This is a genomic window from Antrihabitans auranticaus (genome assembly GCF_016481275.1).
Classification (GTDB): Bacteria; Actinomycetota; Actinomycetes; order Mycobacteriales; family Mycobacteriaceae; genus Antrihabitans.
This window is the reverse complement of record NZ_JAEMNW010000007.1, coordinates 61,278-76,253: the sequence shown is the minus strand read 5'-3', so window position 1 is coordinate 76,253 and position 14,976 is coordinate 61,278. Positions and strand designations below refer to the sequence as shown.

Annotated in this window: 15 protein-coding genes; 9 read left to right on the top strand and 6 right to left on the bottom strand. The window is 66.0% G+C overall.

Annotation, left to right across the window (positions count from 1 at the left end):
- Positions 1 to 13 precede the first annotated feature (13 nt).
- Complete coding sequence (locus JGU72_RS24530) at positions 14 to 871, bottom strand: SDR family oxidoreductase (protein ID WP_199686728.1); 858 nt, start codon at positions 869 to 871, stop codon at positions 14 to 16.
- Between the two features lie 246 nt (positions 872 to 1,117).
- Between JGU72_RS24530 and JGU72_RS24525 the strand changes: the two genes are divergently transcribed.
- Complete coding sequence (locus tag JGU72_RS24525; RefSeq protein WP_199686727.1) at positions 1,118 to 2,143, top strand: tocopherol cyclase family protein; 1,026 nt, start codon at positions 1,118 to 1,120, stop codon at positions 2,141 to 2,143.
- A 102-nt stretch (positions 2,144 to 2,245) separates the two neighbouring features.
- Here JGU72_RS24525 and JGU72_RS24520 read toward each other — a convergent pair whose 3' ends face one another.
- A complete protein-coding gene (locus JGU72_RS24520) occupies positions 2,246 to 3,511 on the bottom strand; it encodes an ROK family transcriptional regulator (RefSeq protein ID WP_199686726.1) in 1,266 nt (421 codons plus the stop codon).
- Positions 3,512 to 3,813: 302 nt separating this feature from the next.
- Between JGU72_RS24520 and JGU72_RS24515 the strand changes: the two genes are divergently transcribed.
- A complete protein-coding gene (locus JGU72_RS24515; RefSeq protein WP_199686725.1) occupies positions 3,814 to 4,551 on the top strand; it encodes an SDR family NAD(P)-dependent oxidoreductase in 738 nt (245 codons plus the stop codon).
- Here the strand turns inward: JGU72_RS24515 and JGU72_RS24510 are convergent.
- On the bottom strand, positions 4,548 to 5,777 hold the full coding sequence (locus tag JGU72_RS24510; RefSeq protein ID WP_307828590.1) for a L,D-transpeptidase: 1,230 nt from the start codon (positions 5,775 to 5,777) through the stop codon (positions 4,548 to 4,550). The two genes, JGU72_RS24515 and JGU72_RS24510, sit on opposite strands and share 4 nt — an antisense overlap.
- 45 nt (positions 5,778 to 5,822) lie before the next feature.
- Entirely contained in the window at positions 5,823 to 6,941 is a 1,119-nt protein-coding gene (locus JGU72_RS24505) for a UDP-N-acetylmuramate dehydrogenase (RefSeq protein ID WP_199686723.1), read from the bottom strand.
- Between JGU72_RS24505 and JGU72_RS24500 the strand changes: the two genes are divergently transcribed.
- From JGU72_RS24500 to JGU72_RS24485, 4 genes are read left to right on the top strand one after another with little or no spacing between them, the layout of a single operon-like run.
- Complete coding sequence (locus JGU72_RS24500) at positions 6,940 to 7,443, top strand: DUF2505 domain-containing protein (RefSeq protein WP_199686722.1); 504 nt, start codon at positions 6,940 to 6,942, stop codon at positions 7,441 to 7,443. The genes JGU72_RS24505 and JGU72_RS24500 overlap by 2 nt on opposite strands.
- A gap of 45 nt (positions 7,444 to 7,488) precedes the next feature.
- A complete protein-coding gene (locus JGU72_RS24495) occupies positions 7,489 to 7,998 on the top strand; it encodes a DUF2505 domain-containing protein (RefSeq protein WP_199686721.1) in 510 nt (169 codons plus the stop codon).
- Positions 7,971 to 8,750 carry a class I SAM-dependent methyltransferase gene (locus JGU72_RS24490; RefSeq protein ID WP_199686720.1) on the top strand — a complete coding sequence of 260 codons (780 nt, stop codon included), beginning with the start codon at positions 7,971 to 7,973 and terminating at the stop codon, positions 8,748 to 8,750. Before JGU72_RS24495 ends, JGU72_RS24490 begins: the two co-directional genes overlap by 28 nt.
- Before the next feature lie 10 nt (positions 8,751 to 8,760).
- Positions 8,761 to 10,557 (top strand): acyl-CoA dehydrogenase, encoded by a 1,797-nt coding sequence (locus tag JGU72_RS24485; RefSeq protein WP_199686719.1) that lies wholly within the window; start codon positions 8,761 to 8,763, stop codon positions 10,555 to 10,557.
- 6 nt (positions 10,558 to 10,563) lie between these two features.
- Here the strand turns inward: JGU72_RS24485 and JGU72_RS24480 are convergent, their stop codons facing one another.
- On the bottom strand, positions 10,564 to 12,054 hold the full coding sequence (locus tag JGU72_RS24480) for a hypothetical protein (RefSeq protein ID WP_199686718.1): 1,491 nt from the start codon (positions 12,052 to 12,054) through the stop codon (positions 10,564 to 10,566).
- A 139-nt stretch (positions 12,055 to 12,193) separates the two neighbouring features.
- Here JGU72_RS24480 and JGU72_RS24475 point away from each other — a divergent pair, with 139 nt between their 5' ends.
- Positions 12,194 to 12,910: an LmeA family phospholipid-binding protein gene (locus tag JGU72_RS24475; RefSeq protein ID WP_199686717.1), complete on the top strand. Its 717-nt coding sequence runs from the start codon at positions 12,194 to 12,196 to the stop codon at positions 12,908 to 12,910.
- Here the strand turns inward: JGU72_RS24475 and deoC are convergent.
- Entirely contained in the window at positions 12,903 to 13,559 is a 657-nt protein-coding gene (deoC, locus tag JGU72_RS24470; protein WP_199686716.1) for a deoxyribose-phosphate aldolase, read from the bottom strand. The genes JGU72_RS24475 and deoC overlap by 8 nt on opposite strands.
- A gap of 27 nt (positions 13,560 to 13,586) precedes the next feature.
- On the opposite strand from deoC, the gene JGU72_RS24465 reads away from it, so the two are divergent.
- Positions 13,587 to 14,099 (top strand): GNAT family N-acetyltransferase, encoded by a 513-nt coding sequence (locus JGU72_RS24465; RefSeq protein ID WP_199686715.1) that lies wholly within the window; start codon positions 13,587 to 13,589, stop codon positions 14,097 to 14,099.
- 9 nt (positions 14,100 to 14,108) lie between these two features.
- Positions 14,109 to 14,969, top strand: coding sequence for a class I SAM-dependent methyltransferase (locus tag JGU72_RS24460; RefSeq protein WP_199686714.1), 861 nt, complete (start codon positions 14,109 to 14,111; stop codon positions 14,967 to 14,969).
- Positions 14,970 to 14,976: the final 7 nt, after the last annotated feature.

Below are 14,976 nucleotides of genomic sequence, written 5' to 3'. Positions count from 1 at the left end.
TCCGCGATCGGCACTAGAGCTTTTCGTGCTTCGGATCCGACTTCGATGCGCGATCCTCGTAGGACTTCCGCGCGTCCCAGTCGCCGTCGAGGATCACGGTGTCAGCCTTCAGGAACCGCATGAGTCCTTCGCGACCGGACCGCGGCAACGTGTTCACGACCTGCGCGAGCGGGCCGAGGAACGCCGGGACGTACACGTCGAAATGCGGCTTCTTGATGGTCGCGACGATCGCGTTCGCCACGTCCTGCGGCTCGCTCTTGGGCACGAACCGCGCCTGACCGATGCCGGAACCGAGGTCGGTGTTGACGATGTTCGGCATCACACACGAGATGTCGACGCCGGAACCACGCAACTCGAGCCGTGCCGCTTCGCTCACGCCGACCACGAAGTGTTTGGTTCCGGAATAGGTCGCGACGCCGGGGAAGCCGCCCTTGCCGGCCGCAGAAGCGATATTGATCAGGTGGCCGTTGCCGCGCTCGACGAACCGTGGCAGCGCGATCTTCATACCGAACAGGACGCCGTGGACGTTGACGTCGATCTGCCTGCGAGCCGTGGCGTCGTCCTCTTCCAAGAACCGCCCGACCGGCATGATGCCCGCGTTGTTGATCAAGACGTCGATCGTGCCCGAGGCAGCTTCGGCAGCGTCGAAGAACTGCTCGAAGGATTCCCGATCGGTCACGTCGAGCGGCAAACCGACAGTTCCGCCGCCGATCTCCGCGGCCGACGCCGCAACCAGGTCGGCGTCGAGATCGCCGATCACGACCTTGGCGCCTGCAGCCACCAGCGCCTCCGCGGTGGCCTTGCCGATACCCCGTGCGCCGCCGGTGATGGCGACGACACGACCGTTGAGCTGATCCGACTTCGATGTCATTTCCGCACCGTATCAGCCCGTCGCCGGAATGCGAACCCTCGTTTACTTTTCTGGCCATCCTTCGAGGTCATGAACCTCGCAGACGTATCTCGACGATGCCGGGCCGAACCCCTCACGAGGACCGGCGGTGGTATGCACGGTGGCGCGATCATGACCCTCGCCGACACCATGGGCGCAGTCGCCCGGGCGACGCAATCCCAGGCCGTGCTCACCCCGAGATAGGTTCGGGTGGTTAGCCTGTCGTACATGCCGAGTCTTCTCGACCGTTTCCGGTCCACCGGCGCGGATCTGCCGTTCGGCGATCCGCTGCCCGCCCACGGCGTTGCGTCGGAGGGCTACTTCTGGCGGTTCAGCCAGCCGGGCACCGGGCGCTCGCTGACCGTCTTCGTCGGGGTGAACCGCGGCGCCGACGGCCCCTGGTCGACTGTGAGTTTCGCGGCCCACCCGAACGGGTTCGTCCGCACAGCGGCAGTACCCGAAGGCGTTGCCGACCCGCATCGCCTGGGCGCCGAAGCCGGGAAAGTACTGAGGGCTGACGTCGACGGCGTGCAGGTCGATCTCGGGCCGGACGCGCAACTCGACGTTCGTATCACCGACCGGATCGAATGGCCACGGCGCGCATTCGGCGGCGCCAGCTTCTTCCAGTCGATCCCCGGCGTCGCGCACCGCTGGCACCCGTGGTTGTTCGGCGGAAAGGTCGAAGGGACCGCCGTCGTCGGAGGCGAGACATGGGACCTCACGGGCGCCGAGGTCTACGCCGAAAAGCGCTGGGGGTCAGGCGCTTTCCCCGAGAAATGGTGGTGCGGTCAGGCGCAGGGTTTCGACGACGGCACTTGCGTCTCCTTCGCCGGTGGCGCCTTCACTTCCGGCAGGATGCGAATCGAGACGACCCTCGTCGTCATCCGACTCCCGAACGGCGCCGTACTGCGGTTCGGCGGTCCGCGCACCTCCCACGTCCGAGCACACGTCGACGAAGAGAAGTTCTCGCTGCACGGTCGAAGTCCGATGTCCGGCATCGAGATCGAAGGTAGTTCACCCCTCGACGCGGCGTTCGTGTTGCCCGCGCCATCCCTCGACGACGAGAAGAACGCACCCGCCGCGATCGTCCACCTCGGCGCCCGAATGCACGTGACGCTGCGGCGGCGTGCCGAGATCTCGTGGAGTGGCGAATCAACTATCGCCGCACTGGAATACGGCGGTTTCGAGCGCGCCCGGGAGGAACATGAGCGTCGCGCGAGTACCGATCCCGCGGCAGCTCCGCCTGTTGCCTAGGGGCGCACCACCGCGCTCGCCTTCTTGCGGCCCGCTCGCGTTATTACGCGAGCGGGACACCAAACCGCGAGCGTGAAAGCCGTTGCGCCCGAAGCGCGGGGCCTACGACACCGCGCGTCGCATCGAGGTGAGTGGATCCGCATAGATCGCACTCAGCGACGTCACGCTCGCGGCGAACTCCTGGACCCGGTTACCGAAGCCGCTGATGCGAATATCTTTGTGCGCCAACGTCGAAGCCCCGGCAAATGCTTCCGCGACATGAGGAATCACCGACGGGTATTCGGTGAACGCCTGCCCGCCGAGAACTACGCGGTCGGGGTTGAAGAGGTCGCGGAGCATTGCGACCGTCCGGCCGAGCACTTCGGCACGCTCGACCAGAAGCCTGTGCGCCGCAAGGGAACCTCCGCGCGCCGCTTCGTAGAGCGCACTGATCGCAGGCCGCGAGTCGCCGGTCAGGATGCCGAGGCTGCGCGCTTTGTCGAGCACCGCCCGGTCACTGACGGTCGCCTCGAGGCAGCCGCGCTTGCCGCATTCGCACACGGCGTCGGAGCCGGTCGGTAGGTGCACGATCGAGCCCGGACCGTTGTTCGGGGTGTGGACCCGATCGTCGATGGTGAGCGCGATTCCCGCCGTTTCACGTGCATAGAAGTAGAGCGAGGCCGCGCCGGGCGTCCGCTCTTCGGCGGTCTTCGGGGCGAGCAGCAGTTCGGCGGCGGCCATCGCTTCGACGTGCGCCGATACCGAGACTGGCAGGCCGAGCGATTCGCCGACGATCGCGCTGATTCGGGCGCGGCGCCAACCGAGGCGGGGGTGGTCAGCTGTGCCGGTCGCCGAATCGACGCGGCCGCCGAGTGCGACGCCCACCCACAGCGGACGGCGCCGGTGCCAGCGGGCGGTGAATGTCTTTGCGCTGCGGGCAATGACGGCGAGTGCGGCGTCCTGACCCGTGCGCGGTGTCGGGATTTCGACACCGCCGAGAATGCGGCCGCGCAAGTCGCTGGCAATGATGCTCGTGACCACGGCACCGATGTGGATGCCGACCGTCAGGTACGGCTCGTGGTTCACCTCGAACGGCACCCGTGGCCGGCCGATGGCGCCGGCCGCCGTGAGGTCGGCGCGCTCGCGGAGCAGGTTTGCTCCGAGCAGCCCCGCGACTTGCCGGTTCACCGTTGCAATACTCAACCCCGTTGCCCTGGCTGCGGCATCGCGCGAGATGGGTCCGTGCGCGGATGCGGCGCGCAGAACCGCGGCGGTGGGGTTGTCAGCGATCCGAAAGTCCGGTGGTACCAACTGGATTCGCGCGGCAGGTCGGCCGGTAGCGCCCAGTCGAGTGACCAGTGCCGGCGATGCGAGAGTAGGCGTAGACATGAAATTCCTTGCTCGAGACCCCACGAATCGGGGGGAAATGTCGTGCTGACGGCATCCGAAGCTGCGTCGAAATGAGGTCGTTCAGAGAACGTGAATCAGCCTCAGAGACAACAGCAGGAACAACACAGTTCCCGAGCAAAAGGCAGGCGCGAACCCAATGCGGACGTCACATAGGTGACCCGCAGCGCGGTCGATACGCCGGAAGACATGTCGCAAAGTTAGCAAACGTGGAGCGTGACGCCAAGCCAGGGCGTTGCGGCGTGACCCAGCACACCCTGTGCTGTGCCCTCTACGATCGCTGCATGACTACGAACCGCACAGCTGTCGTGACCGGTGCCAGTTCTGGAATCGGCGCAGCGACGGCTCGGACGCTGGCCGCCCAGGGGTTTCATGTCGTCGTGGGTGCGCGGCGGGTCGACCGTCTCGAGGAACTGGCCGCCGAGATCGGCGGAACGGCGCTGCAACTCGATGTCACCGACGAGGATTCCGTGGCGGCCTTCACCGCAGTCATTCCCCGTGTCGACGTTTTGGTCAACAACGCCGGTGGGGCAAAGGGTTTGGCCCCGGTCGCCGAAGCCGACCTGGACGACTGGCGCTGGATGTGGGAAACGAACGTCATGGGCACGCTTCGGATCACGAAAGCACTGCTGCCGAAGCTCATCGAATCCGGCGACGGTCTGATCGTCACGATCACCTCGGTCGCGGCGCTCGGCTCATACGACAACGGCGCCGGTTACACCTCTGCCAAACACGCGCAGGCACTGCTGCACCGGACCTTGCGCGGCGAATTGCTCGGCCAGCCCGTTCGGCTCACCGAGATCGCACCCGGAGCCGTCGAAACCGAGTTCTCACTCGTGCGCTTCGAGGGTGACGCGGAGCGGGCCGCCGCCGTCTACAAGGGCATCGATCCGTTAGTGGCCTCCGACATCGCCGAGATCGTCGGATTCGTCGCGTCACGACCGCCGCACGTGAACCTCGATCAGATCGTCGTCAAGCCGCGCGATCAGGCCGAATCGGGCCGGTTCAACCGACGGACCTAGTTTCCGCCGGCCGGTTCCGGCTTGCGCGGAGTTGCGGTGAGCGATTGGCCCGGGTCCTCGGCCAGTGCGGAGTAGGACTTCCAGGTCTCCCAGTCCATCGTCCAGTCGAAGATGTCGCCATCAGCCGCGGAGAGATCGATCGACGTTCCGGTCACCTCTACCGGGTCGCCGTACAGCGCAGTCGGGAAATAGGCCTGGGCATCCTCGGGTGCGAGGTTGATACACCCGTTGGTGACGTTCGCCGAGCCCTGCGCGCCGGTCGTCTCCGGGTTCGCATGGATGAATTCACCGTTGTTCGAGATGCGGACCGCCCAGCGTTCGCGCACGTTCTCGTAGAACGGTGGGTTCGACATCAGGAAGTCTTCGTGTTTTTCCGACACCACGTGTGTCCCGCTGCGGGTGACGTTGCGAGCTTCGTTGCCTTCGCCGTAGCTGACGGCGAAGTCGAACACCGTCTGCCCGTCGCGAATCACCTGCATCCGATGGCTCGGCGCGTTCGCCTTGACGATCTGGCTGCGGCCGATGGTGAAGTCCAGGGTGACGTCGGAATCGCCGTAGGCGCCGTCGCCGTAATCCACGCCATAGAGCTTCGCGTCCAGGTTCACCTTGGTGCCAGGCGTCCAGTACTCCTTCGGCCGCCAGTGGACGCGTGAACCGTTGTCGTCGGGCAACCACGCCCACGATCCTTCGGTCTGCGGGGTCGTCGTGACCTTCAGCGCCCGTTCGACGGCGGCCTTGTCCTCGACGTGGGCGTCGAACTGGATGATGATCGGCGCCGCGATGCCGACCTCCTGCCCGTCGGCAAGCTGCACCTGGGCCGACGTCGTCGAATCCGGCGACACGGTCGTGAAACTGCCTTCGATGGTGACGGTCTTGTTCTCGGCGCCGACCGCGTTGCCCGACCACGTATAGGTGATGCCGTAGCCGAGCGGCTCGCCGACCGTCCACTTGGTCTTGTCGGCATTCAGCGCGCCCTTGACCGCCTTGCCGGACGGGTTGGTCAGCTCGACCTGCGCGATCGTGCCGTCTTCCACCTGCACGGAGATCGGTGCGACCGGGCTGACGTCCTCGGCCTCGTCGGCCGGAGTGAAGGTGATCTCCGGGTCCGGCGGGCCCTCCGACGTACCGCCGATTCCGCCGTCCGAGCAGCCAGCAACGAGCGTGATCGCAGCCAGTAGGGCGACCAGCGCGGCAAACGTTGCATGCCAAGCTTTTCGGATATACACCCGCTCCACGGTACCTGCGCGCGACCGCCCGGCACCCCGAACGAGCTACACGGTCACGCCGACGGCAACCGGTTCCGGTTCGAGCGTGACCCCGAATACGGCGCGCACTCCGTCGCGTACGGTCTGCGCAAGCGCAACGATGTCACCGGCGCTTGCATTGCCCCTGTTCGTCAAGGCCAGAGTGTGTTTTGTGGACAGGCGAGCGGGCGCATCGACCCCGGGAAATCCCTTCTCGTACCCGGCTCGCTCGATGAGCCAGCCTGCCGACAGTTTCACGCCACCGGCAGCCGGATATTGCGGCACCGTGACATCGCCCACCTTGGCCGCGATCGCCTCGAGAACCCCGGGAAGGTGGTCCTGCGTGACGATCGGATTCGTGAAGAACGAGCCCGCGCTCCAGGTGTCGTTGTCGTCGGCGGCAAGGACCATGCCTTTACCGCGCCGCAGCCGCAGAACCGCCTCGCGGACCTTCTCGGGGGCAAGCGAGTCGCCCTGCTCCACCCCGAGTACCCCGGCCAACTCGCGATAGGCGATCGGCGCACTCGACCCGTCGCGTCGCAGCTCGAACTCGGCAGCCAGCACCAGTGCGCGATCGGAATGCTTGAGGACGCTGGTGCGGTAGCCCAGGCCAAGTTCGGCAGGCGCCACACGGCGGACCTCGCCCGTCGTCCGGTCCAGCAGATCGACGCTGCGCAGGACCGACGAGATCTCGACGCCGTACGCGCCGACGTTCTGCACGGGCGTCGCACCGGCCGAGCCAGGAATCCCGGACAGGCATTCGATGCCGCCGAGACCGGCGGCGATCGACTGGGCGACAACCGCGTCCCATTCCGCACCCGCCTGCGCAGTGACCAGGCTGCCGTCGATCCGCACGTCCGTGGTGGCGACCCGGACGACCACACCGTCGAATCCCGCATCGGCGATCAGCAGGTTCGAACCGCCGGCAACCACCAACGTGGGCACCCCGGCGGCGTCGAGTGCACGGACCGTGCCGACCAGAGCGTCTGTCGTCGTGCATTCGGCGAGAACACGCGCCGGTCCGCCGACGCGAAGCGTTGTCAGTCCGGCAAGTGACACGTTCGCGCGCAGTTGCGCGCCGGATCGTTCCAACTCGTCGCGGACCTGTGGAAGCAGCACGATTGCAAACGGTAGCGTGCCGCACATGGGACACAGAATCGACCATTCGGCACAGCACTCGAAAGCTGTTGTCGCGGTGCACTCGGCGTTCACAGCCAAGAATTACTGGACCGACCGGCTCGCAGAAATCGGCGGTCCGGGTGCGGAACTGCGGAAGGTCGAGACAGTCGATGGGCAGTTCCGGGTCGAGATGATCCAGGTCGTCGCCGAGAAGTACCTGCCGCCGCTGGTTTCCCGAATCAGGCGAGGCGACTTGAAGATCAACAGAACCGAAGCCTGGGGTCCACTGATCGACAACAGAGCAACGGGCAGCTTCACGGTCGACGTCAGCGGTGCCCCGGGAAAGATCTCCGGCTCGCTCACCCTCGCGGCCTCCGGTTCGGGCTCGGTGCTGACCGTCGACGGCGACGTCTCGGTCAGCGTGCCCCTTTTCGGCGGGCGCATCGAGGAGGCAATCGTGGAGCAGCTGAAGCGATTGATGCGCAAGGAAGACGATTTCACCGAGGCCTGGACGGCGGCACATTCCTAGACGCTTGTTCAGCTCGAGTGGCGTCGACCGGTAACGTACACAGCCATGGCCCGTCGAATCGACTACTCCGCCCGGTACCGGTACACCCCAGAGCAGGTGTATTCCGCCCTCATGCAGCGGGCGTACTGGGAAGAGATCGTCGAGGAGATGCGCAAGTTCTCCCCGAACCACATCGAGAGCTTCAAAGCCGACGAGTCCGGCGTCGAATTGGTGTTCCACCACATCCTGCCGCGGGAGATGCTGCCTGAGATCGCGCAGGTCGTCATGCGCAAAGACATGGTCATCACCCGTAAGCAGAGCTTCGGCCCGTTCGGTGAAGAGGTGACCGGCAAGTACGAGGCTTCGGTCCCCGCAGGCCCGGGCAGCCTGACCGGAACCATGCGCCTGTTCAGCACCGATACCGGCTGCACGCTGCGGACCTCGTCCGAGGCAAAGGTCTACATCCCGGGTGTCGGGCCCAAGCTCGAGCAGATGATGCTCGTCAACCTGATCGATCTCTTCCGCGGCGAGGCCGAGGTCACCGTCCGGTGGCTGGACAAGCTAACAGCAGGCTGACGCCGCAGGGAGTCATCACCCGCGGCACGACCGGAATCAACCGGCTCAGGCGCAGTGACCGCTGGCTCGTCCACAACGAGCAGGTCCGAACGGTGTTGCTCGGTGCTGTCGATCCGCTGGTCGTCGACCTCGGCTACGGCGCGCTTCCCGTGACCACGCTGGAGCTGGCCGCACGCCTACGGACCGTTCGGCCCGACACTCGCGTGGTCGGACTGGAAATCGACCCAGCCCGCGTGGTCGAGGGTCGCGACGGTGTGAGTTTTGCCAGGGGCGGCTTCGAGTTGGCAGGTCTGCGGCCGGTGCTGGTGCGCGCTTTCAACGTGCTGCGGCAATACCCCGAAGACGCGGTAGGCACGGCGTGGTCGACGATGCAGGCCGCCCTGGGGCCGTCCGGGCTGATCGTGGACGGCACATGCGACGAACTGGGCCGCCGCTGCGCGTGGATCGTGCTGGACGCCGACGGACCACTGTCGCTGACCCTTGCCTGGGATCCCTTCACGACGGCCCGACCGTCCGACATCGCCGAACGACTCCCGAAGGCGTTGATTCATCGCAACGTTCCCGGCGAGCGCATCCACGGTCTGCTCATCGCGGCAGATCGCGCGTGGGCGACTGCGGCCACCCACGCACCGTTCGGGCCGCGCGTGCGGTGGCGCGAAACGCTGCGACTGCTCGGTCTCGCCGATCCGCGTCGCCGGATGCGCGATTGCGTCCTGACCGTGCCCTGGAGCAGTGTCGCACCGCAGGCCTAAGGTGGCGTGCATGCGCTCGACTCTGCTGTCTCGCCGTGACCTCGACTTCCTGCTCTACGAGTGGCTCGACGTCGAGGGTCTGACGAAGCGCACACGCTTCGCCGAGCATTCCCGCGAGACTTTCGACGGCGTTCTGGACCTCGCCGAACAGATCGCGACGCGCTATTTCGCGACGCACAACAAGAAGAACGATGCGCACGAGCCGACGTTCGACGGTAAGACCGTGACGATCATTCCGGAGGTCGCGCAGGCACTGGCGGCTTTCGCGAAGGCCGATCTGCTCGGTATCACCATGGACGAGGAATTCGGCGGCGCACAGGTGCCGCACACGGTCGGGACGGCGAGCTTCGCCTGGTTCCAGGCTGCGAATGTCGGAACATCCGGCTATCCGTTCCTCACGCTCGGAAATGCCAATCTACTACTCGCACACGCGTCGCCGGAACAGATCGACACGTTCGTGCGGCCGATGATCGAAGGCCGGTTCTTCGGCACGATGTGCCTGTCGGAAACGCAGGCGGGTTCGTCGCTTGCCGACGTGACCACCCGCGCCGAGCCGAGCACCGACGGCACATACCGGCTGTTCGGCTCGAAGATGTGGATCTCGGGCGGGGAGCACGACCTCAGCGAGAACATCGTGCACCTCGTGCTGGCAAAGATTCCGGGCAGTCCGCCTGGTACCAAGGGCATTTCGCTGTTCATCGTGCCGAAATTCCTTGTGCAACCCGACGGCAGCGTCGGTCCGCACAACGACGTCGTCCTCGCCGGTCTCAATCACAAGATGGGCTTTCGGGGAACGACGAACACGGTACTCAATTTCGGCGAGGGTCAGTTCACACCGGACGGCGAGCCGGGGGCGGTCGGCTACCTCATCGGCGAGGCGAACCGTGGCCTTTCCTACATGTTCCACATGATGAACGAGGCCCGCCTCGGAGTCGGCCTGTGCGCCACAGCACTCGGCTACACCGGCTATCTCAAGTCCCTGGACTACGCGCGGACCCGCCTGCAAGGCAGATCGCCGCTGGCCAAAGACCCGACGGCACAGCAGGTCCCGATCACGGCACACGCGGACGTCAAGCGAATGCTGCTGGCACAGAAGTCTTATGTCGAGGGTGCACTTGCGATGGTGCTGTACTGCTCGCGTTTGGTGGATTTCGAGAAGACCGCGGAATCCGAGGAAGAGCACCGGCAGCAGGGCCTGTTGCTCGACATATTGACGCCGATCGCGAAAAGCTGGCCCTCCCAATGGTGTCTGGAGGCGAACAGTCTCGCCATCCAGGTCCACGGCGGCTATGGCTACACCCGCGAGTACGACGTCGAGCAGCACTACCGCGACAACCGGCTCAACCCGATTCACGAAGGCACGCACGGCATTCAGGGCCTGGATCTGTTGGGGCGGAAGGTCGTTGCACAATCGGGTGCGTCACTTGCCGCGCTGGGCACAAAGATCGGCGGCACGATCGGTGCAGCCCAGGAGGTCGGCGGCGAGCTGTCCGACCTTGCGGCACAACTGGATTCATCGTGGCAACGGCTAGTCTCGACCACCGCGGCGATGTTCGGATCGGGCGACATCGAAGCTGCGCTCGCCAACAGTTCCGTCTATCTGGAAACCTTCGGCCACATCGTCATCGCCTGGATCTGGCTCGAGCAGATGCTCGCAACCGAGGGCCGGACCGGCGACTTCTACGACGGCAAACGTCAAGCAGGCCGGTACTTCTTCGCCTTCGAGCTACCGAAGACGGGTCCGGGGCTCGACCTCCTGGCGCGCCTCGACCGCACCGCCCTCGACATGCAGGACGCGTGGTTCTAGGCACGGCTACTTCCGGCGAAACAGCGAGTACGGGTAGCCGGACGCGACGGCGACCGAGAGCGCGGACATCGGCTCGAACGGCTGGCGCCACAGCCCGCCGTGTGCGGCGCCCTCGTAGAACAGCTCTTCGGGGTTCGAGTGCGGGTCGACCGGGGCGGGCGCAAACAGGTCGCTGACCAGCTTGGCGGCCATCAGCACACGCGTCGTTTCCGGCTCGAAAACCTCGACGCCCAGTTTTCCAGCGCCGTGATATGCGGAGGTCAGCAGTCTGTTGCGCGTGACAGCCTTCGTCAGCGAGGCCGGAGCCACGCCGAACGACACGGGTCGGCCGGCGTCGCGGGCAAGCGCGGCACGCCATCGTTGCAACCGGCGCGCGAGCGCGAATTCGGGGCCCTGCGCCCCGATGAGCGCGTTCGCCATCCCCCAGTGGTTGCCTTCGTAGTCCACAACCTCGTCGACGTAGTTGGGCTTGAACAGTGCCGAACGCGAGGCGAATCGCAGCGCGTTTTCGAGCGGACCCTTGATGCCGCGGTCCGCCCAGCGCCGCCGCGCCTCGGCCATCACATCGGCCTTCACAGCGAAGCAGTCGGTGGGCGTCGTGAGGTAGGCCAACGTGGTGTTCGGCCGGTTCTCGAGCAGATCGGACGCGATGACGTCGGCAGCGAGCGTGGCCTCGATGTGGCCGCCGCGATCACCGAGCGTGTAGGTACCGAGGACCTGTTTCTTGCGTTTGCTCGTGTTGGCGTAGATCCATTTCAGCAGCTTGGGGAACTCGTGGGCGAGGTCGGCGCCCGGGCCGCGCACGCCGGTCGGATAGGTGACCGTGCCCGCGCCGCGCTTGGCGACGTCGAGTATGTCGCGCCACATGTTCGGGCCGACCGCATCGATCGCGAGCACATCGGCACCCCATTCGACCAGCGAGCGGTACGGGCCGAGTTCCTCGCTCGCGCCGACGACGATCGCTTGGTAGCCGGGCAGCCGCAACCATTTCGGATTCTCGATCACGCGCTCGAGCGCGAGGACGAAACTCGGCTCCACGACGCCGCGATTGCGCCAGTCGACGAGCTTGTCGCGCAGCGCTTGCCCGCTGAGCACGACGCCGTCGACCGGGACCCGCAATTCGTCGGGCGGTTCGCTCGAGCCCTCGACGACAGCCGTCTCGAACGGGTCGTCGGGTGCCGACCGCCACGACTCACTGTTCAACGGTCCCTCGACGGATCCGTCGACGAAGCGCACCAGCGCGTGCGCCGATCGCAGACCTTCCGCCGCGATGCCGACTGCCGCGCTGGGCGACGACGCACAGACAGCCGTGATCGCGCGCAATGCACTCATGTACTCCGAGCGCCAAGACCGCGCCGACTCGATCGCTTGCGAAAGGTCCGCATCGTAGGGACGGACGGCATCGGCAAGAACAGCCTTGGCGAACTCGGTTGCGCTGCGGCCCGGTCTGCTCAATGGGAGTGCGATGCCGACCGGTGCGTCCTCGAGTTCGCCCATTTCTGAACCATGCCACGAAACCCGATCCTCCGCGAACAATCCCCGGCGCGACGAAGCGGGCAAATTTGTGTCGGCCATCACAGCGCAGCTGCCAGACCATTCACAGAGACGCCTAAGAAAAATCGAGCACACTGGGCGAATGCGAAATCGAGTGGTGCTGATATCGAGTCTGGTGGTCGTGGCGTTGGTCGCGGCCCTCCTCGCGGGCGAGTTCCTGGCCAGGCACACCGTCAAGAAGTGCATGGCGGAGCAGTTCGAAACGGACCTGGGCACAAACGTCGACATCGGGCTCAGCGCCAAGCCGATGCTTTTGCAGCTCGTCGACAAGGAAGTCCCCTACATCACGGTGGACAGTGATGACACCGCCTTCGGTCCGGCGAAGGACATGCAGGTCCACGCTCGGGTCGACGACATCGTCATCACGGACTCGTCGAACAGCAGCGGCACGATCGGCAGCTCGTCCGCCGATATCGACTGGCCGACCGCCGGCATCACCGCGACGATGCAGGACCAGCCACTGTTCGGCATGATCACCGGCGTGACGGCGAACAAGACCGACGGCACCCTCCGCTTCGAGGTCGGTCCACTCGCTGAGCTCACGGTCCGGCCCTACATCCAAGGCGGGCGCGTCGAGGTCGAGACGATGAATGCGCGGGTCCTGGTAATCGGCTTGCCGACCGAGCTGGTCGACGGCGTCGTCAAGGTGATCACCGACAGCCTGCAGGTCTATCCGATCGGGATGACGCCGAAGTCGTTGAAGGTCACCGACGAAGGACTCGAAATGTCGCTTGCCGGTGGCAACTTCACGATGCCGCCGCGGCCGAGCGGAACCGAAAGCTGCGGTGTGCTCAGCTGAGTTCGTCGAGAATCGCCCGCGACGCGGAGAGCCCGAGCCGCGTCGCGCCGGCGGCGATCATGTCGAGTGCCGCCGCAGCGGTGCGGATGCCGCCGCTCGCTTTGACGCCGAGGCGCCCGCCGACCGTTTCGGCCAGCAGAGAAACCGCGTGGACCGACGCGCCACCCGCCGGGTGAAAGCCGGTCGAGGTTTTGACGAAGTCCGCGCCTGCCGCTTCGGCTGCGCGGCACACGGCGACGATGGCGTCGTCGCTCAGAACGGCTGACTCGAGAATTACTTTGAGAACGCCGTCCGTCGCGGCGCGGACCGCCGCGATGTCGTCGCGCACGACGTCGTAATGCCCCGCCACCGCAGCACCGACATCGATCACCATGTCGATCTCGACCGCGCCGCGTGCCACCGCGAGCGCGGCCTCGGCCGCTTTCACCGACGAGTCGTGCTTGCCGGATGGGAACCCGACGACGGCCGCGACCGCGAGACCCGGGGCATCGATCGGCAGCATCGACGGCGACACACACACCGCGTACACACCGAGGTCGCGAGCGTCGGCGATCAGCGCCTCGACGTCTGCGCCGGTGGCTTCCGGCTTGAGCAGGGTGTGGTCGATCATTCCGGCGATTTCGGCACGGGTGAATATTCGGTCGGACATGACGACAGAGCCTGTCACACTCGCCCTATGTTGGTGTGCAGAGAACAACCTGGGGATGTCGAGGACATCGCAGCGGTACACCGAAGTGCATTCGCCACGGCCGACGGCGAAGAGCCCGGTGAGGTCGCGATAGTAGCGGCCCTGCGTGCGAGCGAGGCGTGGCTGCCGCGGCTTTCGTTGGTCGCGGTGCGCGATGGCGCGACGGTCGGGCATGTGTGCATCACCGCGGCCACGATCGGGCAGCAGCGTGTGGGTGCCCTCGGACCGATCGGCGTACGCAGCGACATCCAGGGCAGGGGTATCGGGTCGGCGCTCATGCACGGTGTCCTGGCGGCTGCCGACGCACTCGACCTGCCACTTGTCGGGCTACTCGGCCATCTCGAGTACTACCCGCGCTTCGGGTTCGTGCCGGGTGACACGGTCGGCATTGCGCCGAGCGAACCCGAGTGGGCGAGCCATTTCCAAGTCCGCACGCTTGCGGCTTACGACTCGGCGATCGTCGGGGAATTCCGCTACGCTGCACCGTTCTACGGGCTGTAAGTTCGGGACATGACCACCGTGGAATACCGGACCACCTTCAACGCGGCGCACTCCGATTTCGCGAAGATCGCACCGCGGGTCTGGAACGTGGCCGGTCATGCGCTGGTGTTCGCGCTCGAGCTACGTGCCGGCGAAGTGGTCCTCGACGTCTGCGCAGGTGCGGGCAGTTCAGCCCTCGCGGCCGCGCGGGCGGTCGGCCCGGCCGGGCGAGTCCATGCGATCGACCTCGCCGACGACCTCCTCGAGGAGGGCCGGCTGGTCGCGTCCGAGTGGGCGTTGCAGAACATCGACTTCGTGGCCGCCGACGCAACGAAGTGGGAACCCCCGAGTACTGTGCCCGCGGCGGGCTACGACGTCCTCGCCAGCTCGTACGGCGTTTTCTTTCTCCCGCATATGGATTCGTCGTTCGCGCGCCTGACACGTCTCTTGCGGCCCGGCGGCCGCATCGGCGTGACCGTGTGGCGTGAGCACGCACTCGACGACTTCACCCACCCGTTCTTCGAAGCACTGGGCAAGGTCGCGCCACAGGCAGTTCCCGGCAAGCCTGCGGTTGCTGAGGGTGCCGCTGAAACGGCCCGGGATGCCGCCGACCGCATCAACACCGCGGACAAGCTGAGCGCGTGGCTGACGAGCCTCGGAACGACCGACGTCCGTGTCACCGAGCTGTCCAACTACCTGCCGGCGACCGACGAGTTCGCGTGGGAGTTCGTCCTCGGCAGCGGACTCCGTGCTCCCCTGGCCGAACTCGACGAGGACACGGTCCGCGCGGTGCGGGAGCAGTTCATCGAGCTGCTGACCGATCGCGGTGTCCACACCGTCGACGCGGGAACGATCGTGGGCACGGCCGTCGTAGACCGTCGGACCACCTGAGACACTG

Excerpts from the sequence above, each read along its gene's own strand:
- JGU72_RS24495 (WP_199686721.1), top strand. The coding sequence starts at position 7,489 with ATGGCCCGTCGAATCGACTACTCCGCCCGGTACCGGTACACCCCAGAG.
- deoC (WP_199686716.1), bottom strand. The coding sequence starts at position 13,559 with ATGTCCGACCGAATATTCACCCGTGCCGAAATCGCCGGAATGATCGAC.
- JGU72_RS24465 (WP_199686715.1), top strand. The coding sequence starts at position 13,587 with ATGTTGGTGTGCAGAGAACAACCTGGGGATGTCGAGGACATCGCAGCG.
- JGU72_RS24515 (WP_199686725.1), top strand. The coding sequence starts at position 3,814 with ATGACTACGAACCGCACAGCTGTCGTGACCGGTGCCAGTTCTGGAATC.
- JGU72_RS24485 (WP_199686719.1), top strand. The coding sequence starts at position 8,761 with ATGCGCTCGACTCTGCTGTCTCGCCGTGACCTCGACTTCCTGCTCTAC.
- JGU72_RS24530 (WP_199686728.1), bottom strand. The coding sequence starts at position 871 with ATGACATCGAAGTCGGATCAGCTCAACGGTCGTGTCGTCGCCATCACC.
- JGU72_RS24505 (WP_199686723.1), bottom strand. The coding sequence starts at position 6,941 with ATGTGCGGCACGCTACCGTTTGCAATCGTGCTGCTTCCACAGGTCCGC.
- JGU72_RS24475 (WP_199686717.1), top strand. The coding sequence starts at position 12,194 with ATGCGAAATCGAGTGGTGCTGATATCGAGTCTGGTGGTCGTGGCGTTG.
- JGU72_RS24460 (WP_199686714.1), top strand. The coding sequence starts at position 14,109 with ATGACCACCGTGGAATACCGGACCACCTTCAACGCGGCGCACTCCGAT.
- JGU72_RS24520 (WP_199686726.1), bottom strand. The coding sequence starts at position 3,511 with ATGTCTACGCCTACTCTCGCATCGCCGGCACTGGTCACTCGACTGGGC.
- JGU72_RS24480 (WP_199686718.1), bottom strand. The coding sequence starts at position 12,054 with ATGGGCGAACTCGAGGACGCACCGGTCGGCATCGCACTCCCATTGAGC.
- JGU72_RS24525 (WP_199686727.1), top strand. The coding sequence starts at position 1,118 with ATGCCGAGTCTTCTCGACCGTTTCCGGTCCACCGGCGCGGATCTGCCG.
- JGU72_RS24500 (WP_199686722.1), top strand. The coding sequence starts at position 6,940 with ATGGGACACAGAATCGACCATTCGGCACAGCACTCGAAAGCTGTTGTC.